General features: G+C 67.9%; 21 protein-coding genes, 1 tRNA gene and 1 pseudogene. 12 read left to right on the top strand and 11 right to left on the bottom strand.

The window, feature by feature from the left end; all coding sequences use genetic code 11:
- Nucleotides 1–13: 13 nt before the first annotated feature.
- From QC385_RS34355 to QC385_RS34340, 4 genes are all read right to left on the bottom strand, one after another.
- On the bottom strand, nt 14–409 hold the full coding sequence (locus QC385_RS34355; RefSeq protein WP_443033064.1) for an SH3 domain-containing protein: 396 nt from the start codon (nt 407–409) through the stop codon (nt 14–16).
- A gap of 123 nt (nt 410–532) precedes the next feature.
- Nucleotides 533–1786, bottom strand: a complete 1254-nt coding sequence (locus QC385_RS34350) for a HAMP domain-containing sensor histidine kinase (protein ID WP_279545270.1) — start codon at nt 1784–1786, stop codon at nt 533–535.
- On the bottom strand, nt 1783–2478 hold the full coding sequence (locus QC385_RS34345; RefSeq protein WP_279545384.1) for a hypothetical protein: 696 nt from the start codon (nt 2476–2478) through the stop codon (nt 1783–1785). Before QC385_RS34345 ends, QC385_RS34350 begins: the two co-directional genes overlap by 4 nt.
- Nucleotides 2479–2792: 314 nt before the next feature.
- Nucleotides 2793–3296: a protein-tyrosine phosphatase family protein gene (locus QC385_RS34340; RefSeq protein ID WP_279545269.1), complete on the bottom strand. Its 504-nt coding sequence runs from the start codon at nt 3294–3296 to the stop codon at nt 2793–2795.
- A gap of 111 nt (nt 3297–3407) precedes the next feature.
- Between QC385_RS34340 and QC385_RS34335 the strand changes: the two genes are divergently transcribed.
- A complete protein-coding gene (locus QC385_RS34335) occupies nt 3408–4211 on the top strand; it encodes a nuclease-related domain-containing protein (RefSeq protein WP_279545267.1) in 804 nt (267 codons plus the stop codon).
- Nucleotides 4212–4266: 55 nt separating this feature from the next.
- Here the strand turns inward: QC385_RS34335 and ligD are convergent, their stop codons facing one another.
- Nucleotides 4267–5148, bottom strand: coding sequence for a non-homologous end-joining DNA ligase (ligD, locus tag QC385_RS34330; RefSeq protein ID WP_279545266.1), 882 nt, complete (start codon nt 5146–5148; stop codon nt 4267–4269).
- Nucleotides 5149–5211: 63 nt separating this feature from the next.
- Between ligD and ku the strand changes: the two genes are divergently transcribed.
- The gene (gene ku / locus QC385_RS34325) at nt 5212–6264 is read left to right on the top strand and encodes a non-homologous end joining protein Ku (protein WP_443033063.1); all 1053 of its coding nucleotides are present in this window, start codon (nt 5212–5214) and stop codon (nt 6262–6264) included.
- Nucleotides 6265–6387: 123 nt separating this feature from the next.
- On the opposite strand, the gene QC385_RS34320 is transcribed toward ku, so the two are convergent.
- Nucleotides 6388–6957, bottom strand: a complete 570-nt coding sequence (locus tag QC385_RS34320) for a helix-turn-helix domain-containing protein (protein WP_279545265.1) — start codon at nt 6955–6957, stop codon at nt 6388–6390.
- A 69-nt stretch (nt 6958–7026) separates the two neighbouring features.
- Here QC385_RS34320 and QC385_RS34315 point away from each other — a divergent pair, with 69 nt between their 5' ends.
- Nucleotides 7027–7725 carry an AzlC family ABC transporter permease gene (locus QC385_RS34315; RefSeq protein ID WP_279545264.1) on the top strand — a complete coding sequence of 233 codons (699 nt, stop codon included), beginning with the start codon at nt 7027–7029 and terminating at the stop codon, nt 7723–7725.
- Nucleotides 7722–8060 carry an AzlD domain-containing protein gene (locus QC385_RS34310; protein WP_279545263.1) on the top strand — a complete coding sequence of 113 codons (339 nt, stop codon included), beginning with the start codon at nt 7722–7724 and terminating at the stop codon, nt 8058–8060. Before QC385_RS34315 ends, QC385_RS34310 begins: the two co-directional genes overlap by 4 nt.
- A gap of 41 nt (nt 8061–8101) precedes the next feature.
- On the opposite strand, the gene QC385_RS34305 is transcribed toward QC385_RS34310, so the two are convergent.
- Both QC385_RS34305 and QC385_RS34300 read right to left on the bottom strand, forming a co-directional pair.
- Nucleotides 8102–8569 carry an Asp23/Gls24 family envelope stress response protein gene (locus QC385_RS34305; RefSeq protein ID WP_279545262.1) on the bottom strand — a complete coding sequence of 156 codons (468 nt, stop codon included), beginning with the start codon at nt 8567–8569 and terminating at the stop codon, nt 8102–8104.
- 113 nt (nt 8570–8682) lie between these two features.
- The gene (locus tag QC385_RS34300) at nt 8683–9279 is read right to left on the bottom strand and encodes a TetR/AcrR family transcriptional regulator (RefSeq protein ID WP_279545261.1); all 597 of its coding nucleotides are present in this window, start codon (nt 9277–9279) and stop codon (nt 8683–8685) included.
- Nucleotides 9280–9400: 121 nt separating this feature from the next.
- Here QC385_RS34300 and QC385_RS34295 point away from each other — a divergent pair, with 121 nt between their 5' ends.
- Nucleotides 9401–9658 carry a hypothetical protein gene (locus tag QC385_RS34295; protein ID WP_086852218.1) on the top strand — a complete coding sequence of 86 codons (258 nt, stop codon included), beginning with the start codon at nt 9401–9403 and terminating at the stop codon, nt 9656–9658.
- A 21-nt stretch (nt 9659–9679) separates the two neighbouring features.
- Here QC385_RS34295 and QC385_RS34290 read toward each other — a convergent pair whose 3' ends face one another.
- The gene (locus QC385_RS34290; RefSeq protein ID WP_279545260.1) at nt 9680–10120 is read right to left on the bottom strand and encodes a YybH family protein; all 441 of its coding nucleotides are present in this window, start codon (nt 10118–10120) and stop codon (nt 9680–9682) included.
- 63 nt (nt 10121–10183) lie between these two features.
- Between QC385_RS34290 and QC385_RS34285 the strand changes: the two genes are divergently transcribed.
- The 6 genes and pseudogenes from QC385_RS34285 to QC385_RS34260 form a co-directional block, all read left to right on the top strand.
- Nucleotides 10184–10597: a winged helix-turn-helix transcriptional regulator gene (locus QC385_RS34285; RefSeq protein ID WP_279545259.1), complete on the top strand. Its 414-nt coding sequence runs from the start codon at nt 10184–10186 to the stop codon at nt 10595–10597.
- An 831-nt stretch (nt 10598–11428) separates the two neighbouring features.
- Nucleotides 11429–13816: a type I restriction-modification system subunit M gene (locus tag QC385_RS34280; RefSeq protein WP_279545258.1), complete on the top strand. Its 2388-nt coding sequence runs from the start codon at nt 11429–11431 to the stop codon at nt 13814–13816.
- Nucleotides 13809–15089 carry a restriction endonuclease subunit S gene (locus QC385_RS34275; RefSeq protein ID WP_279545257.1) on the top strand — a complete coding sequence of 427 codons (1281 nt, stop codon included), beginning with the start codon at nt 13809–13811 and terminating at the stop codon, nt 15087–15089. The genes QC385_RS34280 and QC385_RS34275 overlap by 8 nt, the downstream gene beginning before the upstream one ends.
- Nucleotides 15086–18385, top strand: coding sequence for a type I restriction endonuclease subunit R (locus QC385_RS34270; protein ID WP_279545256.1), 3300 nt, complete (start codon nt 15086–15088; stop codon nt 18383–18385). The genes QC385_RS34275 and QC385_RS34270 overlap by 4 nt, the downstream gene beginning before the upstream one ends.
- Nucleotides 18382–19086, top strand: a complete 705-nt coding sequence (locus QC385_RS34265; protein ID WP_279545255.1) for a M48 family metallopeptidase — start codon at nt 18382–18384, stop codon at nt 19084–19086. The genes QC385_RS34270 and QC385_RS34265 overlap by 4 nt, the downstream gene beginning before the upstream one ends.
- Before the next feature lie 292 nt (nt 19087–19378).
- A pseudogene (locus QC385_RS34260) lies at nt 19379–20314 on the top strand (tyrosine-type recombinase/integrase); the annotation flags it as partial.
- 152 nt (nt 20315–20466) lie between these two features.
- Here QC385_RS34260 and QC385_RS34255 read toward each other — a convergent pair.
- Nucleotides 20467–21036, bottom strand: coding sequence for a hypothetical protein (locus tag QC385_RS34255; RefSeq protein ID WP_279545254.1), 570 nt, complete (start codon nt 21034–21036; stop codon nt 20467–20469).
- A gap of 213 nt (nt 21037–21249) precedes the next feature.
- A tRNA-Arg gene (locus QC385_RS34250) sits at nt 21250–21321 on the bottom strand.
- Nucleotides 21322–21430: 109 nt separating this feature from the next.
- Between QC385_RS34250 and QC385_RS34245 the strand changes: the two genes are divergently transcribed.
- Nucleotides 21431–21961, top strand: a complete 531-nt coding sequence (locus tag QC385_RS34245; protein WP_279545382.1) for a response regulator — start codon at nt 21431–21433, stop codon at nt 21959–21961.
- Nucleotides 21962–22039: the final 78 nt, after the last annotated feature.

Raw genomic sequence — 22039 nt, 5'->3', positions numbered from 1 at the left:
GGGTGACCGAATGTCAGCACCAGCGTGGCGCGGGTCCGATGTTGTCGATGTAGCGGGCCGCGCCCCAGGCCCAGGTGCCGTCCGTGAGGAGGTACCAGAGGGGGTTGCCCTGGACGGTCTCGCCGCCGGTCTTGCAGAAGATGCTGACGATGTCGCCCTTGTGGGCGTGCCGGATGATCTGCGAGCCGCGGTTCGGGGCGCTGCGCAGGGCCAGCGTGTTCGCCGTGACGACGCCCCTGAACAGGCTCGGGTCGTGGTGGTTCCCGTTGCCGCCGCTGGGGTCGTGGTGGTTCCCGTTGCCACCGCTCGGGTCCCAGACGTCGTGCGCGGCTGCGGCGGGCGTGACGGCGGCCGCGGCGGCGAGGAGCCCGGCGGCGGTTGCTATGGAGAGGCGGGAGCGCAGAGACACGGGGGTTACCTCCATGTGGGGGCGAAGGTACTGAAGCTGACTAATCGCCACATTAGGAGCGCCCTGTGGCCCCCGCCCGTCACAGTGGGCCATAGGAGAACGCGCCCCGGCCTCCCCGAGCTCTCACTCCGCCGCCAGTCTCAGGGTCGCCACCGCCCCACCGTCCGGTGCGTTGCCGAACTCCAGCCGCGCCCCCAGCACCTCGGCCTGCCCCAGCGCGATGGTCAGCCCCAGCCCATGCCCCTTGGCCCCACCCTCGGTACGGAACCGCTGCGGCCCGTGCGCCACCAGGTACTCCGGAAAGCCGTCCCCGTGATCCCGGACCGTGACCACCGGCCCGTCCACGGTCAGCACGACCGGCCCCCGCCCGTGCTTGTGCGCGTTCGCCACGAGATTCCCCAGCACCCGCTCCAGCCGCCGCCGGTCCGTCTCCACGGCCACGTCCCGTACGACCCTGACCTCCGTGTCGCTCCCCGCGCCCCGCACCGCCCGCTCGGTCAGCGGCCCCAACTGCTCGGTGTCCAGCTCCAGCCGCTCCCGGCCGGTGTCCAGCCGGGAGATCTCCAGCAGGTCCTCGGTGAGGGTGCGCAGTGCCGCCACCCGGTCCCGCACCAGCTCGGTCGGGCGGCCCGGGGGCAGCAGTTCGGCCGCCGCGTGCAGTCCGGTCAGCGGAGTGCGCAGCTCGTGCGCGACGTCCGCGGTGAACCGCTGCTCGGCGAGCAGTTTGCCCTGCAACGACGACGCCATGGAGTCCAGCGCGGCGGCGACCGCGGCCACCTCGTCCTGCGGGCGCGCCGGGTCCTTCGTACGCGGGTCCGTACGCGGGTCGTTCACGCGCGCGTCCAGGTCGCCCGCACTGATCCGCCGGGCCACCAGCGCCGTGGTGTGCAGCCGCCGCGTCACCCGCGTCACCGCGAAGGCGCCGACCAGCAGCGTCGCCCCGATCGCCAGCCCCGACGACCACAGGATCGCCCGGTCCAGGCCCTGGATGGTGCGGGCCTGCTGCGAGTAGTCGACCGCCACGGCCAGGGCCCGGTCGCCGTCGGCGGGCCCGGCCGCCCACATCGTGGGGCGCCCCCGGAAGTCGGAGACCATCGTGCCGCGGTCCCCGCCGACCGCGAGGTTCCGCAGCGAGCGGGGCAGGCCCGGGGGATCCACGCCGGCGCCACGCTTGAGCGAGTCCCCGGCCTCGTACCGCTCCGTCGCCTGCGTCAGCCGCTGCAACGCCTGGTCGCGGGCCTGGCCGACGGTCTGGTTCGTCACCTGCACGTGCACCAGGACGCCGAGCAGGGCGGCCAGCGCGCAGCACATCACGGTGATGAAGGCGGCGGCCTTCGCGGCGAGCGTCCCGGACCACTGCGGAAGCGTGGGTCTCATCCGGTGCTCGCCGAGGGGGAGAGGGAGGGAGAAGCGGAGGGCGGGGCGGAGGGGTACCGGGAGGGCTTCCGAGGGCCGGTGCGCAGCATCTCGTCCTGGGTGAGGAGCATGGCCCGCTGGTCCCGGTCCCAGGTCCACTGGAGGCGGTACTCGTAGCCCGCGACCTCGGAGGGCGAGCGGATGACGAGGGAACGCCCGGCCAGCTCGACGCCGCTCAGCGCGTCCTCCCAGGCCATCACCCGCACGAGCCGGTGCTCGTCGACGGTGTAGACGCGCACCGCGGTGGTCTTGCCGGGCAGCAGCCGGAAGCCCAGCGTCAGGTCGTCGCGCCCGTCGCCGGTGAGGTCCCGGTAGTACGGCCTGAGAACCGGGCACCGGCCGTGCTCCGGGCCCTTGCCGCAGTCGGCCATCCTGCTGTTCGTGTCGCGGTACGGCGCCTTGTCGCCGTCGTAGTCGCCCGGGCTCGCGGCCATCTCGGCCCGGACGACCCCGACCGGATCCACCCGGCGGATGTCGTCGCCGGGGACCTTGACGCCCTTGACCACCTCGGTGTTCACCTCACCGATCTCGAAGGCCGGACTGGACGCCGGCGTCAGCTCCGGCCAGAGCCGGGCGGGCCCGACGGCCGTCGCCGTCTCACCGGCGCCCTCCAGTCCACCGGCGTCCCCGCAGCCGACGGCGGCCGCCAGCAGGAGGGCGACGGCGGCGGCACGACGGGCGACGTTTCCGGGGTTCCGGCGTCCGGGACGGCCGCAAGGACTGTCAGGACGGCCGCGGAGGCCGTCCGGGCGGTCACGAGGGTCATGCGATCGACCGGAAGGGCCGTCCGAGCGGCCGGGGAGGCCCTCGGGGCAACCGGCAAGGCTGTCGACACGGCTTCCGGGGCGGCTGACGGGCACTGCACTCCTGGGTTCGAGGGCGATCACACGGCTCGGACCGACCGTCGGCCCCGTACACCTTATTCGCAGGGACGTCCTATTTGCGCGCGAGGAGCCCGTTCGCCGCCCTACTCGGTGAGCTCCTCCAGCAGCCGGGCCGTCACCAGCCCGGCCCGCAGATACTCGACGAACAGCTCGTTGTGCAGCGCCCAGGGCGAACGACGGTCCCGGATCAACCGGATCGCCGCGTCGGCGGAGTTTCCCCGCCGCATCAGCGCGTGCGCGACGACGAGGCCGGAGCGGTTGTACCCGTGGTAACAGCGGACGAGCACCTTGCGGCCCTCGTCCAGCGCCTCGCACGCGGCCTCGGCCAGCCGGATGACACCGGCGAGCTGCGTCCCGTCGAGCGGCCCGTCGGGTATGGGCCAGACGTGGTGCCGGACGGCAGGATCGGGCCCGTGCCCCGGAAGCCGCAGCAGCGTCTGCACGAGGTGGAACTCGTCCCGTACGACGGCGAACTCCGGGTGGCCCAAGGCCCCGGTGTACTCGTGGCCGCCCATCCACAGCCCTGGGACGACCTCGTTCCAGGGACTCTCCGGAGCCGGCACATCGGGTTTCCTGCGGGTACGCAACGGCGCCTCCCCGGCATCAGAGCCCGAAGGCCTGCCCAACTCCTCTCAAAGGTAACCGGGTTCTTGCCCCCGCAGCACCCCGCCTGTTCCCATGGAGAGGGGTGATGGTGCATGGACCGACTGCGCGTCATACCGACCTGGCGGCACGGTCAGGAACGGCTGTACGTCTGCCTCCCGGACGGGAGGAACATCGCCTGGTACGACCGTGAGGCGGGCCGGGTCAACCTGCTGGGCGAGGACCGTGAGGACGAGGTGCTCCGGGCCCTCGGGCCCTTCATCACCGGCCCGGTGACGGTGGGGCCGCCCCCGGTTCCGACCCCCGCCGAACTCGCCCGTCTGACCCTGCACCCCGACGACGACCTGGCCCCCAACCGCCCCGGCGAGGCCCTCCTCGTCGCCCTCGACCGTGACCCCGGCCCGGCCCGCCGGCTGCGCCCCGATCCGCGCCGCCGGGCCCTGGAGGCGGAGCAGACGGTCGGGGACGCCCTGGACCACCTGGACGGCTCGGGCTGGCACGCCGTGCACTCCGTCCCGCTCCCCGGCGGCAGCCGCATCCACCACCTGCTCATCGGCCCCGGCGGGCTGTTCGCCCTGCACACCCTGTACGCCCGCAAGCAGCGGGTGACGGTCGCCGACCCCCTGGTCACCCTGGGCCGCCGCGAACCGGCCGCCCTGCTCCGCCGCGTCCGCGCCGACGCCGACCGCGCCTCCCACGCCCTGACGGCGGAGGTCCGTCCCGTGCTCGCCCTCGTCGGCCCGACGGCCGTGTCGGTCCCGGCCGCGCCCCGCGAAGTCCGCGTCCTCACGGACCTGGAGGTGCAGACCCTGGCCCGCCAGGGCGGCGTCCTGAAGCCGGCGGACGTGGAGGCCCTGCACGCGATGGCACGGGACCGGAACACGTGGACGCGGGTGTGAGGGGGGTGCTGTAAAAGCCCCCTGGCTGAGGGCTTGCCGTCAGGCCTCTGGCCGGCTAGGGCAGCCGGCCCGCGCCGCCCGGTTCGAGGAGCGGCGCGAGCAGATCGCCGTAGTCCTGCACCCGCGGTGCGATGTCGGTCGCGTGGAAGTCCAGGCGCCCTGGCGAGCCGCACTCCTCGACCTCCTCCCAGGTCACGGGCGCCGAGACGGTCGGCTCGGGGCGGGCCCTGAGGGTGTAGGGGGTCGCGGTGGTCTTGCGCGCGGCGTTCTGGCTCCAGTCGACGAAGACCTTTCCGGGCCGCAGGTTCCTGGTCATCCGGTGCAGCGCGAGCCGGGGCATGGCCTTCTCCGCCTCGACGGCCAGCTCCTTGGCGTACTCGGACACCCGCTCCGAGGACGCCCCGCGCACGGCGGCGAGCAGATGCAGCCCCTTGGACCCGGAGGTCTTGGCGTAGGCCTCGATGCCGTCCGCCGCGAGCCGTTCCCGCAGCCACAGCGCGACCTCGCAGCACTGCACGATGCTCGCGGGCGCTCCCGGATCCAGGTCGAAGACGATGCGGTCGGCCTCGTCCGGCGAGTCGACGAGCCACTGGTGCGTGTGGAACTCCGCGACGAGGTTGGCCGCCCACATCAGGCTCGGCAGGTCCTGCACCAGGACCATCCGCGAAGGTCCCTCGACCCGCGGCACCTCGGCGGTGGTGACCCAGTCGGGCGTACCCGGCGGGACGTTCTTCGTGAAGAACAGCTGTCCGTCCGGCCCGTCCGGATACCGCAGGAAGGACACCGCCCGATCGCGCAGGTGGGGCAGCAGGACCTCGGCGACGGTCGCGTAGTAGTGCAGCACCTCGCCCTTGGTGAAGCCGGTGGCGGGATACAGCACCTTCTCCAGATTGCTGAGCGGGAGCCGTCGCCCCTCCACCACTGTGATAGGCGCCATACGATAAGAATCCCACGCGAATCGTGACAAACACTCCCGAGAGTGACCGGAAGGGTGCTGCACGTGAGATCCATATGGAACGGCGCCATCTCCTTCGGCCTGGTCAGTATTCCGATCAAGCTGGTGAACGCCACCGAGAGCCACTCGATCTCCTTCCGCCAGATCCACACCGAGGACGGCGGCCGCATCCGCTACCGCAAGTTCTGTGAGCTGGAGGACCGGGAGGTCACCCAGGGGGAGATCGGCAAGGGCTACGAGGACGCGGACGGCTCGATCATCCCGATCACCGACGAGGACCTGTCCAGCCTGCCGATCCCGACGGCCAAGACGATCGAGATCGTCGCCTTCGTCCCGGCCGACCGGATCGATCCGCTCCAGATGGACGCCGCGTACTACCTCCAGGCGAGCGGCGCCCCGGCGGCGAAGCCGTACACCCTGCTGCGGGAGGCACTCAAGCGCAGCAACAAGGTGGCGATCGCCAAGTTCGCCCTGCGCGGCCGGGAACGCCTCGGCATGCTCCGGGTGGTCGGCGACGCCATCGCCATGCACGGACTGCTGTGGCCGGACGAGGTCCGCGCCCCCGAGGGCCTGGCCCCCGACACGGACGTCACGGTCCGCGACAAGGAGCTGGACCTTGCCGACGCCCTGATGGACACCCTGGGCGAGGTCGACCTGGAGGACCTGCACGACGAGTACCGCGAGGCCGTCGAGGAGGTCATCGCCGCGAAGGCCTCCGGCGAGGCCCTGCCCCAGGCCCCCGAGCCGGCCGCGGGCGGCAAGGTCCTCGACCTCATGGCGGCCCTGGAGAACAGCGTCCGCGCGGCACGCGAATCCCGGGGCGAGGAGGCCGACGAGCACGCAGAGGTCAAGTCGCTCCCGCAGCGCAAGACGGCCCGCGCGGCGCCAAAGGAGACCGGGGGCAAGAAGTCGGCGTCCACCGCGAAGAAGACGGCGGCCAAGAAGACGACGGCATCCGCGAAGAAGTCGACCGCCAAGTCCGGCCAGGGCACGAAGAAGACCGCGTCGAAGAGCACCGCGTCGAAGAGCACCGCGTCGAAGACCACCGCGAAGAAGACGCCCGCGAAGAAGGCGACCCCGCGCAAGCGCTCAGCCTGACCCGCACCCGGCCCCGCACCCGGCCGCACCCCTCGCGGCGCGTAGGCGATGTCCGGCCGGGGCGGCCCGGCCATGCCCGCCTGGATGGAGGGCAACCGGTGGGGCGTCGGCGGACGTGGGCGGTCAGTGGTGCTCGGAGACGAGCACGGCACGAGTGCCGGGCTCCAGCGCCTGGAAGACGTGCGGGACGTCGGCCGGATAACAGATGTAGTCGCCCGGGTGGAGTTCCACCGGCTCGTCGGCGACGCCCACCAGGGCCCGGCCCGCACTGATCACGACGTGCTCGAGGACGCCGGGCGGGTGCGGCGCCGAGGAGCGCTGCGGCCCCGGCTCGGCGGCGACGCCGTAGACGTCCCGCCGGGCCCCGGGCGGGGAGGCGGCGAGGAGCGTGGCCCGGTAGTCGCTCTGCTCCGACCCGACGGCCGGCCCTTCCCCGGCCCGGATCACCTGCACCTGCGGCCGCGGCACGGCCACCAGCCGCGAGAAGGGGATCTCCAGGGCCACGCAGAGCGCCCACAGCGTCTCCAGGCTCGGATTCCCGGTGCCCGACTCCAGCTGGGAGAGCGTGGACTTGGCGAGCCCGGCCCGGCGAGCGACCTCGGTGAGGGACAGGCCCGCCCGGACGCGTTCCGACCGCAGCGACGCGGCGATCACTTCGATCGGGGGCTTGGGGGCGGGCTCGGCGTCGGACATGGGGTGTTCGCTCCAGAGGTCATTCGTTCGTCTTGACGAACATCGTAGGCCATGTTCACTATAAAAATCATGCGTTCGCTATGGAGAACACCGAAGGGTCGGACACTGGACGGCCCGCTGCTCCGCGACATCGCGCTGGTCTGTCTGGCGGTGGGGGTGGTCGGCCTGTCCTACGGAGCTGTCGCGGTCACGTCCGGGTTCGCCTGGTGGTTCCCGGTCCTGACGGGGGTGCTCGTCCTCGCCGCCTCGTCCGAGTTCCTGTTCGTCGGGATCATCGCCACCGGCGGCAGCCCGATCGCCGCGCTGCTGGCCGGGCTGCTCGTCAACGCCCGCCATCTGCCGTTCGGTCTGGCGGTACCCGACGTCCTCGGGCGGGGCCGTCGCGGAGCCCTCGGCGCACATCTCATGAACGACGAGACGGTCGTCTTCGCCCTCGCCCAGGACGAGCCGGAGCGCAAGCGGGCCGCGTACTGGCTCTGCGGTCTGGGCATCCTGGTCTGCTGGCCCGTCGGCGCTGCGCTGGGTGCACTGCTCGGCAGCGTCGTGCGGGACACCGGCGCGCTGGGCCTGGACGCCATGTTCCCCGCGGTGATCCTGGCGCTCATCCTGCCCGCGCTGAAGGACAGACCCCTGCGGCGCACGGCACTGGCGGGCGCGGCCCTGGCCCTGACCGTCACCCCGTTCCTGCCGGCGGGCCTGCCGGTCCTGCTGGCACTGGCCGCCCTGCCCCTGCATGCGGGCAAGACCGCGCGGAAGGCGAAGCGATGAGCGCCGCCGACGCCATACCGCTGCCGCCGGCACTGGCGGCGATGCTCGCCCTCGCGGCCGGCACGTTCCTGCTCCGCCTCTCCGGACCGGCCCTGCGGGCGAGGTTCACGCTCCCGGAGCGCGCCGGGAAACTGCTGGAGGTCTCGGCGGTCCTCCTGCTCGCCGCCCTGGCCGCCACGTCCGCCCTCACCGAGGACCACACCTTCACCGGCCCCGCCCGACCGCTCGGGGTCCTGACCGGCGCAGTGCTCGCCTGGCGCAGGGCCCCGTTCCTCGTCGTCGTGCTGGCGTCGGCGGGCGCGACGGCACTGCTGCGATGGGCGGGGGTCCCGTGAACTTCCTGTCCCGTGAACTTCCTTCCGGCAGACCTGGATCCTCAGGCCACGCGACGCCCCTCCTGCTCGGACCCGCCCTCGCTTTCCTCCTCGTCCGGCAGATGGACATCGTCGACGGCGATGTTGACCTCGACGACCTCCAGCCCGGTCATCCGCTCCACGGCGTTGATGACGTTGGTCCGGATGTCCGCGGCGGTGTCGGCGATGGCGGCGCCGTACTCGACGACGACGTTGAGGTCGACGGCGGCCTGGCGCTCACCGACCTCCACCTTGACTCCTTGAGTGACCCCGGTGCCCCCACCGGGCACCCGCTGGCGCACGGCCCCGAAGGCCCTGGTTATCCCTCCGCCGAGGTTGTACACCTCGGGGATCTCCCGGGCCGCCATGCCCGCGATCTTCGCCACGACCGTGTCCGCGATCGCGGTGCTTCCGCGGGCCTCCGGGGGAGCGGTGCGGTCCTGCTTTCCCGTGCCGTCAGTGGTGTCTCTGCGCTGTGTGGTCTCCGTCATGGCCGTCCCCTCGATGTCCGTGCGGGGTGAGCAGCGTCGTACTTGTCCACCTGTATCCACCGTAGAACACTGGGGCATATGGGGCGAAAGCCATAAAACTCCCGAGCGTCTACTCACCTCAGCAGCGAGTCGACATGGCGCTGGAGGACGGCCGACGCCGCCTCCGGGGACTGATGCCCCGCGACGACGTGGACGGTGAGACCGTCGGCCACGGCGAGGAGCGTATGCGCCTCCTGGGCGGCGTCGAGATGCTGCGGGATCTCCTTGGTGTCCTGGCCGTAGCGGATGAGCCACACGACGAGGTCATGGAGCTTGCCGTACGTCTCGTGCAGGACGGCGGCGAGCCTCTCGCTGGCGGGAGCCTGGCTGACGAAGGCCAGCCACACATGCGCCTGGAGCCTCGACTCCTGGTCCAGCAGGGCGAGTTCGGCCAGGGTGTGCGACAGCAGGGTGGCCGCGGCCTGTGGTGTGGAGGTCGCGGCGATGCGCTGCTCGGCGCGTTCGCTGACGCGCTGTGAGATGTGCTCCAGTGCGAAGAGCAGCATGTCCTCCTTGGTGCGGAAGCACCGCTGCACGGCCCCCATGGATACGTCCGCCTCGGCGGCGACGTCCCGGAGGCTGGCGGCCTCCATCCCGGAACGCGCGATCAGAGCGCACACCGCCTCCGCGATCCGCAGCCGCCGCTCCTCGTAGTCGACCTGCTTGGGCACGCGCCGCTCCTCTCTGGCTCTCCGGTCCGGCTCCCCGTTTTCCGATGCACTTGCATCATATCCGTCGAGCCTGCACGATGTGATGCGACCGCATCGAAAAAACTCCTCGAAGGGACCCGCCATGCGGAAGCGGCAGCAGCTCAACACCTCGGAAACCAAGCCAGGCCAGGGTCTGCTCTGGCTGTTCGGCGCCATCCTGTCCATCCAGGGCTTCGGCTCCGCCATCACAGAGGCCGGCTGGAACACGAGCTTCGGTGTCGCGGGCCTGTTGCGGGCGGCCGACGTCCCCGAGTGGGGGACTCTGCTCGTCGGCTGCGCGGGCGCGGCGTTGCTGGCGACGGCGGCACGGCGCCGCTACGCGAAGGGCCGTGGGGCTTGAGCACCGGGCAGGTGTGCTCACTCAGGACGGTTCCGGCGTTTCCTCGGTGAGGAGTTGCTGTGCACGGGTGCCGAAGGGGTTGTCGATGACATAGCCGAAGGGGTTGTCGATGACGTACCGCCAACGACCGTCCGAACCCCGCCGGGCGACGTCGGTGGCAGTGCCCTCGACGTACACAGCCTGTCCCTCCGGGCCGGTCCCGTCGATGACCCAGTCGACTATCAGCAGCGCCAGGTCCCCGTTGCGGTACACGTGCCGCGGACGAACCGAGATGGGAACTCCCAACTTCTGCAGGCGCCTGTTGGCGGCGTGCAGATCCGGGCCGGTCACCGGCGTTCCCGGCTGCGGGACCAGCACAGCCGTGTGCTCGTAGACCTGCGCCAACGCCGCGGCGTCGCCGCTGTTGAACCGCTCGGCGAACACCGCGGGCACCTCTTCGGGCCGATCGGCCAGTTCTCGCATGATCGACGAACATCCTTCCGTTCAGGGACAATTGAAGTGCCGACCACGTTAGGAGGCGGTCTCGTGACTCACCGAACGGTTGGTCACCCGGCAGGGCTGCCCGACGACCCGCGCGCGAACGTCACCGCGCCCGATCCCGAGTGCCCCGTGGAGATCACGCTGGCGGCCCTGCACGGCCGCTGGACCACGCTGGTGGTTCGCGAACTGCTGCGCGGCGACCGCTCCTACAGCGAGCTGCGCGCGGCCCTGCCCATGCTGTCGGACAAGGTGCTGTCCGACCGGCTGGCACAGCTTGGCGAGGCCGGAGTCGTCGAGCGCGACCGCCGACCGGGCTGGCCACCGCGAGTGCGCTATGCGCTCACCCCGAGTGGACACCGCCTCGGCCCTGTCCTCCAGGCGCTGTGGGACTGGGGGGTTGAGGCCTCGGCGGGGGACAGCGGGGCTGAGGCTAGCTGTGCGACAAGCTCTCTTCGCTGATCGGCCGTACCCAGCAGTCTCAGCTGCGGCGATGGCCCAGGGTCCCGTCCCCAGCTCGCCCGCAGACCCCGGCGTGCACCCGCTCCGCGCGGCACGGGCCCGGACGTACGCGAAGACCCCGCACGCAGCGTTTCCGCTGGTCGGGGTCTCCGGGCACCTCATACAGGGTGCCCCCGGCAGGATTCGAACCTGCGCATACGGCTTCGGAGGCCCTATGCGTCTCATGCGTTAGGCCTGCTCAGCGGCCTGCGTATGGTTTGGAAAGTGCAGGCCGTCCACGGATGGTCCACAGCTTCGCACAGCGGTCATTCAAGAAGGCTCTCTTCCGAACGCCGACTTGTGACCGTGACTTCTCGCCCAGTCAGTATGTGCTCGATGCAGCCTTCGCCATGCTTCTAAGCTGCTGGGCCAAAGCCATGCCGATGTTCAGGACGATCGGGGCATTGCTCTGCTGGACGCTGGGATTCGGAACTCCTTCGCCAGGGTTTCGACCACGTAGCCCCCAGCTGGCGCTGGTGAGGTCGTTGAGCGCGGCGAGGCGCGCTGCGTAAGCCTCCGTCGCTTCGGGGTTCTCGGAGTGATCCCCTCGAAACCGAGGGCTCGGGGCAGCTTTGCGAAGACCAGCCTGTCCGGGGCGGTCGCACTGGACAGCACCTCGCGGACCACAAGCGTGTCGGCGCCGAGCCGCCGTGGGCCCAGGGAAGCAGCAATGTGCTATCGGTCCTCACAGCTAAGGTTGCAGGATGTAGCTCCTCCTGGTCCGACTCGGTCTCCGGGGCGAGGGGCTGACGCACGCCAGGAAGGACGAACTGTCGGATGCCTCGCTTGACTTTGCCGCAGCTGGAGCGGCACCTCTTCGCCGCTGCCGACGTGCTGCGCGGCTCCATGGAGGCCTCGGCCTACAAGGAGTACATCTTCGGGATGCTGTTCCTGAAATATGCCTCCGACCAGTTCGAGGCCGAGCGGTGGCAGGTCATCTCGGAGCAGCGGGCACGGGGCCGCTCTCAGGCCGAGGCTGAGCAGCGGGCCGAGTCGCCCTCGTTCTACCGGACGTTCTACGTTCCGCAGCGGGCCCGCTGGGACCAGGTCCGCGATCATCTACATAAGTCGGTCGGCAGTGGCCTGAACAAGGCCCTGGAGGAGTTGGAGCACAGCAACCGATCCCTCGACGGGGTGCTTCAGCACATCGACTTCAACCGCAAGATCGGTCAGTCGTCGATGTCCGACAAGAAGCTGCGCGAGCTGATCATGCACTTCAACAAGGTGCCGCTTCGGCAGCAGGACTTCGAGTTCCCCGACCTCCTCGGCGCCGCCTACGAGTACCTGATCCGGGACTTCGCCGACTCGGCCGGCAAGAAAGGCGGCGAGTTCTACACGCCGCGTGACGTCGTCCGCCTCATGGTGCAGATCGCCGACCCGCGTCCCGGCATGAGCGTCTACGACCCGTGTACGGGATCTGGCGGCATGCTGATCCTCTCCAAGGAGTACGTCGAGGAGTCGGGCGGCGACGGCCGCAACCTCGCCCTTGCCGGCCAGGAGAAGGACGGCAGCGTCTGGGCCATCTCTAAGATGAACATGCTGCTCCACGGCATCCCCGATGCGGATCTTCGGAACAACGATGACGGGACGCTCGAAGACCCAGCGCACATCACGGGCGGGGAGTTGCAGCGCTTCGACCGGGTGATCACCAACCCGCCGTTCTCGATGAACTACTCAGCCGACGCCATTCCGTTCCCCGAGCGCTTCCGCTACGGTTACACGCCCGAGAAGGGCAAGAAGGCCGACCTGATGTTCGTCCAGCACATGCTGGCGGTTACCCGGCCTGGCGGGCTCGTCACGACGGTGATGCCGCACGGCGTGCTGTTCCGGGGTGGCGACGAGGCAAAGATTCGCAGAGGCTTCCTGAACGACGACCTCATTGAGGCGGTCATCGGTCTCGGCCCCCAGCTCTTCTACGGCACGGGCATCCCGGCATGCATCCTCGTGCTGCGGCCCCTTGGCTCGAAGCCGAAGGATCGCGCGGGCAAGGTGCTATTTATCAACGCTGACCGAGACTTCCGCGAGGGCCGGGCGCAGAACTACCTGGAGCCCGAGCACATTGAGAAGATCGTCTCGGCCTACCGCTCCTTCGAGGACATTCCCGACTTCGCGCGCGTCGTCTCCCGCGGCGAGTTGGCGGAGGACGACGACAACCTCAATATCCGCCGCTACGTCGACACCACACCGCCCCCCGAGCCGCAGGACGTGCGGGCGCATTTGCACGGCGGCATCCCGAAGACCGAGGTCAGCGCCAAGGCAGATCTCTTCGCCGCCCATGGTCTGACCCCAGAGCACCTCTTGGCCTCGAAGAGTAACGACTACCTGCAGTTCACCGACGTCGTGACCGAGCGACGCGACCTCCGTCGCCTGATCGAGGCTGACTGCGGAGTGGTCGCCACAGAGAGCGCCGTGCTCGACGCCATCCGGGTTTGGTGGGAGGCGCAGGAAGCGAGCTTCGACAGGCTGGAGTCGCCTGGCGATCTCATCGATCTACGTAAGGACCTGATCGAGACCTTCCAAGACACGCTGGTCTCCACGCCTCTGCTTGACCCGTTCGCGATCCGCGGCATTGTGTCCTCCTGGTGGGGCGAGAGCCTGCCCGACCTCAAGGCGCTCGCGACCCACGGTTACCGCGGACTCATCGAGGCCTGGGTTGCTACGGTGCTCGACGCGCTCGCCGAAGAGAAGGCGAAGGTCGACCCGCTCGACCACAAGGTGGCTCGGGCGCTGCTACCCGAGTACCTAGACCGGCTGGCCGCCCTGGAAGCCGAGATGGCCGAGCTGGACAGCACGATCAAGGCTGCTACTGCCTTGGATGAAGAGGAGGACGTCGAGCCCGGCGAGGAAACGCTGTCGCCGGCCGAACTGAAGAAACTGAGGACGAAGCTGACGGCCACGAAGAAGCAACTCAAGGCTGAGAAGGCAGCGTTCGCCGACCGTCTCGCGGCGGCCAGTAGCGCTCTCGACGACACGTTCGCGCGTCAGGTCGTGCTCGATGCCATGGAGCGTGACCTGGTGGCCGATGCAAACGACCGAATTGTCCGTCATCGCCGGGCGGTGATCGCGGCCTTTGAGACCTGGTGGGATAAATACCAGACGCCGCTCGCGACACTGGAGGCAGAGCGAGATGCTGCCGCTACGAGGCTGGCCGGGTTCCTTAAGGAGCTGGGCTATGAATAGCGTTCGCATTGGTGATGTCGTCCGTTTCCAGCGAGGCGTGAGCTGGTCTGCTGATCAGGAACACCGCGATCCCGGGGCTGGAAGAGTTCCCGTGCTAAGGATTCCAAATATTCAAGAAAACCTGACAACTAGTGACCTAGTGTATTTGTCGGGCATCCCTGATAGTGTGCGGGAGCGTACGGCTGCATCCAAAGGTTGGATTCTGGCTGTTGGCTCGAATGGTAATCCCGATCGAATCGGAAACGCGATCATTATTGAAGATGAAAGCGATTTCCTTTTTGCCTCATTTCTTGTGGGCGTTAAATGCGACCAGCGTCGGGTACTTGGTCGATATCTGCTCAGGCTGTTGAACTCTGACGACATTCGGTCGTATCTGAGGGTGACCATGCGCGGCAGCACGGGGCTTCAGAACATCAATCTGCCTGCCTTGAGCGATTTTCGAATTAAGCTGCCACCGTTGCCCGCGCAGCAGCGCATCGTAGAGATCCTAGACGCGCTGGATGCTCAGATTTATCTAGTTGAGCGAACTATAGAAAAACTCAACCTTGCTAGGGAGGGTCTGGTAAGAGATCTTCTCTCATGTGGAGTCAACGGCGATGGTCGCCTACGTAATCCGCGCGTGGAGCCAAGCGAATTTAGGGAGACTGCACTTGGTCTAATTCCGCGTGGATGGCGAGTTGCTACGTGTGGCGCTCTGGCCCGAGACATCGTCGTCGGCATCGTCATTCGTCCAACACAGTACTACCGTTCATCAGGTGTCCCAGTTCTGCGCTCCGCGAATGTTCGCGCGAGCGGCTTGGATGTCAGTGATGTAGTTTATATGTCTCTTGCTGATCATGCGGCGATGGCTAAGAGTGCCGTTAAACCGGGTGATCTGGTAACCGTTCGAACGGGCTATCCTGGCACGACGGCCGTTATTCCTCAATCGCTTCCGTCTGCTAATTGCGTAGACATTATCATCACCCGTCCAGGCTCGGAAGTGTGCTCAGATTATCTTGCTCTCTGGGTAAATTCCGATCGAGGTAAAGGGCAAGTGTTGCGCGCGCAAGGCGGACTGGCGCAACAGCACTTCAATGTGTCGGAAATGAAGTCGCTCCTTGTTGCTGTTCCGCCGCTGGCGGAACAAGCGGTCATTGCCAGTCGGGCTGCAGCTGTCGATCGACGTCTCGCGGACGAGGCTAGAGAGCTGATGAAGCTCACTGCACTTAGAAAAGGGCTGATCGCCGATCTCCTTACCGGACGAGTCCGCGTGCCTGTGGAGGCTGCGTCATGAGCAAGGGCTCGGAGTACACCGAGGTTGAGAAGCCGCTACTTGGCCAGCTGGAAGGTCTCGGCTGGCAGGTAGTCGAGGGGTCGAAGTCAGACCCGTCAGTCACGGGGCGCGACTCTTTTCGCGGCTCGATCCTTGAGCACAGGCTTCGCACCGCGCTGCTCAAGATCAATCCTGGGCCGGACGGTTCGCCGTGGTTGGACGATGCGCGCCTCGCTGAGGTGGTGTCGTCGCTGACGCGAGCTGAAGTTGGCAAGCTCATAGAGCTCAACGAGAGGATGACCGGGCGCCTCCTTGAGGGCGTGTCCGTGGCGGGCTTGCCGAACTGGGATCAGGGCCGCTCTCAGCGCGTCCGATTCATCGACTTCGACCACCCGGAGCGCAACGACTTCCTGGCGATCAGCCAGTTCCGGGTGGATGAGCCCGGCGCTCAGGCCAAGAAGTTCGTCGCTCCCGACGTCGTGCTGTTTGTCAACGGCATCCCCCTGGTGGTTATCGAGTGTAAGAGCCCGTACATCACCGATCCCATGGCCGAGGGCATCACACAGCTACGTCGCTATGCCAACCAGCGTCACCTCGGCCTCCCCGAGGGCAACGACCAGTTGTTCTGGACGAACCAATTTGTGGTCTCGACCTACGGCGACAAGGCACGCGTCGCGACCTTCACCGCGGGGCCGGAGCACTACCTGGAGTGGAAGGACGCTTTCCCGCTTACCGGTGACGAGCTGGCGATATGGCTCGGCAAGCCCGCGGCGGAGCTGACGGGTCAAGAGCTACTCACTGCCGGGATGCTGGCGCCGTCCAACCTGCTCGACCTCATCCGGCACTTCACCCTGTTTACAGAGGTCAACGGCCGGCGGATCAAAATCGTCGCCCGTTACCAGCAGTACCGCGCCGTCGGCCGGGCGCTCAAGCGTCTCCGGACCGGCAAGACACGAGCTCACGATGGCGAGAGCGACCGCCGTGGCGGTCTGATCTGGCACACTCAGGGATCGGGTAAGTCTCTGACCATGGTGTTTCTGGTCCGGGCGATGCGCTCGGATCCATTACTGCGCGCCTTTAAGGTCGTGGTCATCACTGACCGGACCGACCTCGAAAAGCAGCTCTCCGAGACCGCCAAGCTCTCCGGTGAGGGCGTCGTCCGGGCACGGCGCACGGCTCAGCTGCGGACCGTCCTGGCTGAGAAGGGCCCTGCGCTGGTCTTCGCCATGATCCAGAAGTACCGGGACACGGATGCCGCTGGCGCCGGCGAGAGCCGCATGGCCGCGGACGAGAAGAACGAGGCACTCGGCGTCCTCAATACTGACGAGACCGTCGTGATCCTCGTCGACGAGGCGCACCGCTCCCAGACCTCGACGCTGCACGCCAACCTCATGGCGGCGCTGCCGAACGCAGCCAAGATCGGCTTCACCGGCACCCCGATCATGCGGGAAGGGAAAAAGCGCACCGACGCCATCTTCGGGTCGTTCATCGACAAGTACACGATCCGCCAGGCCGAGCACGACGGCGCCGTCGTTCCCATCTTCTACGAGGGACGCACCGCCAAGGGGGCGGTGGTCGGCGGCAGCGACCTGGACGAACTGTTCGAGGACATGTTCGCCGAGCACACCGACGAGGAGATCGAGAAACTCAAGGCGCGCTACGCCACGACCGGCGCCGTGTTGGAAGCCCCGAAACTCATCGCCGCCAAGGCGAAGTCGATCCTCTGGCACTACGTGTCGACAGTGCTTCCCGGCGGCTTTAAGGCGCAGCTGTCAGCTACCAGCCGCCTGGCGACGGTGCGGTACCGCGAGGCGCTCCTTAGCGCCCGGGACGACCTCGTCGCGCAGATCGAGCGTTTGCCGGGGCACCTCGTGCGCGGGGCCGAGGACGGCAGTCTGGACGTGGACGGGCTCGATCGCCGCAAGCAGGTCCTGGTCCGCGCCCTGCCGCACCTTGAGCTCATCCGGATTCTGGACTTCGTCCCGGTGATCTCGGGCAGTAACAACGATGCCCCGACCTGGCTGCAGTGGACCGACAAGGCTCGTCAGGAAGCGGTCATCGCCGAGTTTAAGAAGCCGCTGGGCCTCCCGGGCGAGCAGACGAGTCCCGCCGCCTTCCTGTTGGTACGCACCATGCTGCTGACCGGCTTCGATGCCCCAGTCGAGCAGGCGCTTTACCTCGACCGCTTTATCCAGGACGCCGAACTGCTCCAGGCCATTGCCCGTGTCAACCGGACCAGCCCGGGTAAGGCCGCCGGCCTGCTGGTCGACTACTTCGGCGTTGGCGCCCATCTGCAAAAGGCGCTCCAAGCCTACGGGCCCGAGGACGCCGAGGATGCCATCGGGGCGCTGGCCTCGATTGCGGACGAGGTGCCGAAGCTGCGCGACCGGCACGCCCGGGTGGTGGCGCTCTTCGCCCAGGCGGGTATCGAGACGTTCGATTTGGATGAGGACATCGAGGCCTGCGTCGACCTGCTCTCAGACGACGCTCTTAGGGCCCGCTTTGGCGTGCTGCTCAAGCACTTCCTCACCACGCTCGACACCATCCTGCCCCGTCCCGAGGCGCTGCCCTTCGTGGCTGACGCCAAGCGGCTCGGCCTGATCCAAAAGGCCGCCCGGCGACGCTACCGGGACGACGGCCTCGGAGACTTCAACGCCTCGCTGTACGGCGAGAAGGTGCGTGCCCTGATCGACGAGCACGTCACGGCGCTCGATATCGCGACGAAGATCGCACCCGTCTCGGTCACTGACCCGGACTTCCTCGCGAAGGTTAAGGGTCTTAGTTCCGACAAGGCGAAGGCCTCGGAGATGGAGCACGCCCTGCGGTTCCACATCCGGACGAACTTCGACGAGGACCCCGCTCGTTACACCAAGCTCTCCGAGCGCCTCGACGAGATACTGAAGTCGCTTACCGGCAAATGGGACCAGCTTAGCCTCGCGCTCGAGGTGCTGCTCGGTGACATAACCGACGAGTCCAGCTCGTCGCGCGTCCACGAAAACCCGCTCGTTTCCCGCTTCTACGGCCTTCTGGAGAGCGAGTTCGCCACCAGTGCCACCCTGCCAGACGAGGCGCGGGCGGACATCCTGCACCTGGCCGAAGACATCGTCGGTGAGGTGCTGCGGCACGCCAGCATCGTGCGATTCTGGCAAAACCCGCACGCCCAGGACGAGCTGCGTAAGGCCATCGTCCATAAGCTGGACGACTGCGACCTGTTTCCGTTCTCCGAGCAGGCGGCCATTGCTGACCGCCTCATGGAGCTGGCGCGCTCCAACCAGTCTTTGATCAGGGAGCAACTCCGTACCCGAGGGCGCTCATGACCACTGTCCTCCAGCTTGACGATCTGCGCGTACCTGTCGAGATCGGCGGCAGCAGCCGTAAGGCTCGGCTCACCATCGAGGTCGACGGATCGCTGCGTCTGAAGGCCGCCGCTGACGTGGCGACCGAGGAGCTGCAGCAATTCCTGGCGTCGAAGCGCGAGTGGGTCTACCGCAAGTTGGTCGAGAAGGAAGTTCTGCAGCACGAGCCCATTACCAAGGAGCTCGTCGACGGTGAGGGCTTTCTGTACTTGGGGCGCAGCCATCGACTGAAGATCGATGAAGTGGACGGCGCTGTCCGCCTGGAGCGAGGCCGACTCGTCCTGCCGCGACAGCTGCTCGGCGTGGGACAGGCAAGCCTGATCGCCTGGTACCAGCGCTGCGGCGAGGCCTGGCTACGACCCCGCTCTCGGGCATGGGCAGAGCGACTGCGAGTCGATGCGGGGCCCATTGAGGTGGCAGACCTCGGCCACAAGTGGGGAAGTGCGACGGCCGGACGACGGGTGCGCATCCACTGGGCGACGCTCCAGCTCTCCCCACCACTCGTTGATTATGTGTTGGCGCACGAACTCGCGCATCTGCGCGAGCCTCACCATGGCCCCACATTCTGGCAGTTGCTCGCCCGCGTCATGCCGGACTACGACGAGCGTAAGCAGGAACTGGCGAGGCGCGGCGCTTGCCTCTGGTTTGGGGGAATATTGTAGTGGCGCCCTGGCTCAGCGCATCGTGAGTTGGGCTGACAGACGGGTGAAGCCCCTGATAGGTAAGTGACCTGCGCACCTAGGTCGGCGTAGCGACTTTGGCCGGGAGCTGCTTTGGCGCGAGTGATCATGGCCCCGTAAGCTTCCGGCGCGTCGGGCAGTCTGTGGACCTGCCCGCTAAAGCACGATGTTGGGGCCATGATCTTCGAGGCTCGCGCCAAAGTGGCTGGCTAAAGTCGCGGAGCCGACCGCCCCAGCCACAACGGGGTTCTCCCCTCCTCATGGCCGTGCTGGCGATGTGCGGAACGTTCCCTATTGGGTGTCTAAGGCGTCTCGACCGCTTGCCGATCTCGCGGAACCAGCCACGGCCCGGGCGGTCCTCGACTCGCTCAAGCTCAGGATGGACAGCACGGCAGCAGCGGCGGAGACAGCGCGGCGTAGGCGGCGGACACTCGTCAACGCCGCGAACTACGCCGTCGACCTGAGGGAGCTGCGGGAGAACCCCATCACGGCTGTCCGCTGGCAGAAGCCGAAGGTGTCCAACCAGGTCGATCCGCGGGTTGTCGCCAACCCGGAGCAGGCACGGAACCTCCTGGCGGCGGTTTCCTACGTGGGCGGGTACCGGCGCGCCCGCGGTCGTCGCCTGGTGGGTCTGTTCGCCGCCATGTACTTCGGTGGCCTGCGGCCGGCGGAAGCGGTCGGCATCGTCGAGACGGACCTTAAGCTGCCCGAGCAGGGCTGGGGCTCGGCGCTGCTCCACCGGACCCGTCCGTCCGTCGGCAAGCAGTGGACCGACTCGAGGGAGACCCATGACGACCGCGGGCTGAAGAACCGGCCGACCGAGGACGTCAGGCGGGTGCCCATCCCGCCCCACCTCGTCGCCGTGCTCCGCGAGCACCTGGCCACCTTCGGCACGGCGGACGACGGACGGCTCTTCTTCAGTGAGAAGGGCTCGGTCGTCCCGCCGTCGACCTACTACCGCGTGTGGCAGGAAGCTCGGCTTCTCGCGCTGCCGCCGGCCGTCGCGGCCTCGCCGCTCGCGAGTCGGCCGTACGACCTCCGGCACTCGGCGCTGTCGACGTGGCTGAACGCCGGTGTCGACCCAACCGAGGTGGCCGAGCGCGCCGGCAACAGCGTGGAGGTCCTGCTGACCCGCTACGCCAAGTGCCTCGACGGACGGCAGGACGTCGCCAACCGGCGTATCGAGGACCTGCTTCGCGAATACGAGTGAGGCACGCTGCAATCCACCGAGGCCCCGGGCATCTTGTCCGGGGCCCCTCTCGTGTACCTGCTGCTTCGAGTGGAGATCAGATGAGGGGGCTCGCGGAGCCAAAGGTCACGCGCTGGAAGCGGTAAGACGCCCAGGACGCCTGCCGAATTCTGCTACCGATCGAGGGAAACCCAGATGTCAAAGGCGCGCTGGGCTTCTTCCAGCAACTGCGCGAGCTTTGGGAACTCGTCATCAATCATCTCCCAGTCACAGATCAAGCAGCCGTCAATGAGGGCTGTCCAAGCGGTGACGAAGTGCTTGAGGCACTGCCGGATGTGCTGCTGGTAGGCAAGCACGTGACGGATTTGGCGCTGACGGCGCTTCGCCTCGATCTCGTCCTGGTCCGGAGGCATGTGTCGAACGAACGGCGATGGGATGGGTTCAGGGCCGCGATCCGGATTGAGGACCCCGGTACCGCGGTGGTGTAGCTCTGTTGTCTGGAGGATCAAGCTCTCGAAGTCGCTGCGCTTGGCGGTAGCCACTTCTCGGGCGAATGCTTGCATGATCCAGTGCCAGTCGGACGCGTAGCGCGGCTCTGAGCCGTGCCAGAGGGTCGTGCGCGCGTGGAGGGCGCGGACCTCATCACCGGTCCTGCGCAATCGGGAGTGCATCACTTCCCAGTTCTTGTACAAACTATCGACGCTCTCGCGGTCATCCTCGTCGTGCTCGCGATCAACGCTCACGTCTACCCCTCGTTAGTTGTGAGTCGCGGGCTGGAAGCGTACCGATGTCCCAAAGATGCGCGGGACCTGCGGCGATGCCCCAAGATCCCGTCCACGCCTCGTCCACAGCCCCCGACATACGCCCGCTCCGGGCCGCACACGCCTGCACATACGCGAAGACCCCGCACTCAGCGTTTCCGCTGATGACGGGGTCTCTGGGCACCTCATACAGGGTGCCCCCGGCAGGATTCGAACCTGCGCACACGGCTCCGGAGGCCGTTGCTCTATCCCCTGAGCTACGGGGGCGTGTCGGTCGCGTTGCTCGCGGCGACGGGTAGAACACTACCAGCTCCCCCCGGGTGGTCATGAACGGGTTTCCGCTGTCGGGGGCGGGGTTGTGGGTCGCCCGGTCGGGGTGGAAGTGGGGAAAACCCGGACGCGGTGGCCGGGGCCGACCTACTCTCGAGTTGTGCCAGGCGCGTCGGGTCGGGTGCTTGTTGTGGACGACAACAAGGTCATCCGGCAGTTGATCAGGGTCAACCTCGAGCTGGAGGGGCTGGAGGTCGTGACCGCGGCCGATGGTGCCGAGTGTCTTGAGGTCGTTCATCAGGTGCGGCCCGATGTCGTGACCCTCGACGTCGCCATGCCCCGGCTGGACGGGATCCGGACCGCCGCTCGGCTGCGGGCCGATCCGCGTACCCGTGACGTGCCCCTCGCCATCATCAGTGCCTGCACCCAGTACGAGGTCGAGGCCGGGCTGGAAGTGGGCGTCGACGCCTTCCTCGCCAAGCCGTTCGATCCTGCTGAACTCGTCAGGATGGTCCGGCAGTTGATCGAGCGGGAGCGGAGCGGGGGGAGGCAAGGGGGCGGTGGTGGGAGTGCGCCCGCCTACGGGTCCGTCCTCGGCGCGGGGGAGACCGAGCGGGCCGGGAGTGCCGGCGGTTGATCCGTCCTCTGCGGATCGCTCCCTCATCGGTCGGTGGTGGAGGGTCCCGTCCACATCCCGGACCCTCTGCAAAACCGG

It is taken from the genome of Streptomyces sp. DH10 (assembly GCF_029813805.1).
GTDB classification, from domain to species: domain Bacteria; phylum Actinomycetota; class Actinomycetes; order Streptomycetales; family Streptomycetaceae; genus Streptomyces; species Streptomyces coeruleofuscus.
The sequence above is the reverse complement of the archived record's forward strand: the minus strand, read 5'-3'. Positions and strand labels throughout refer to the sequence as shown.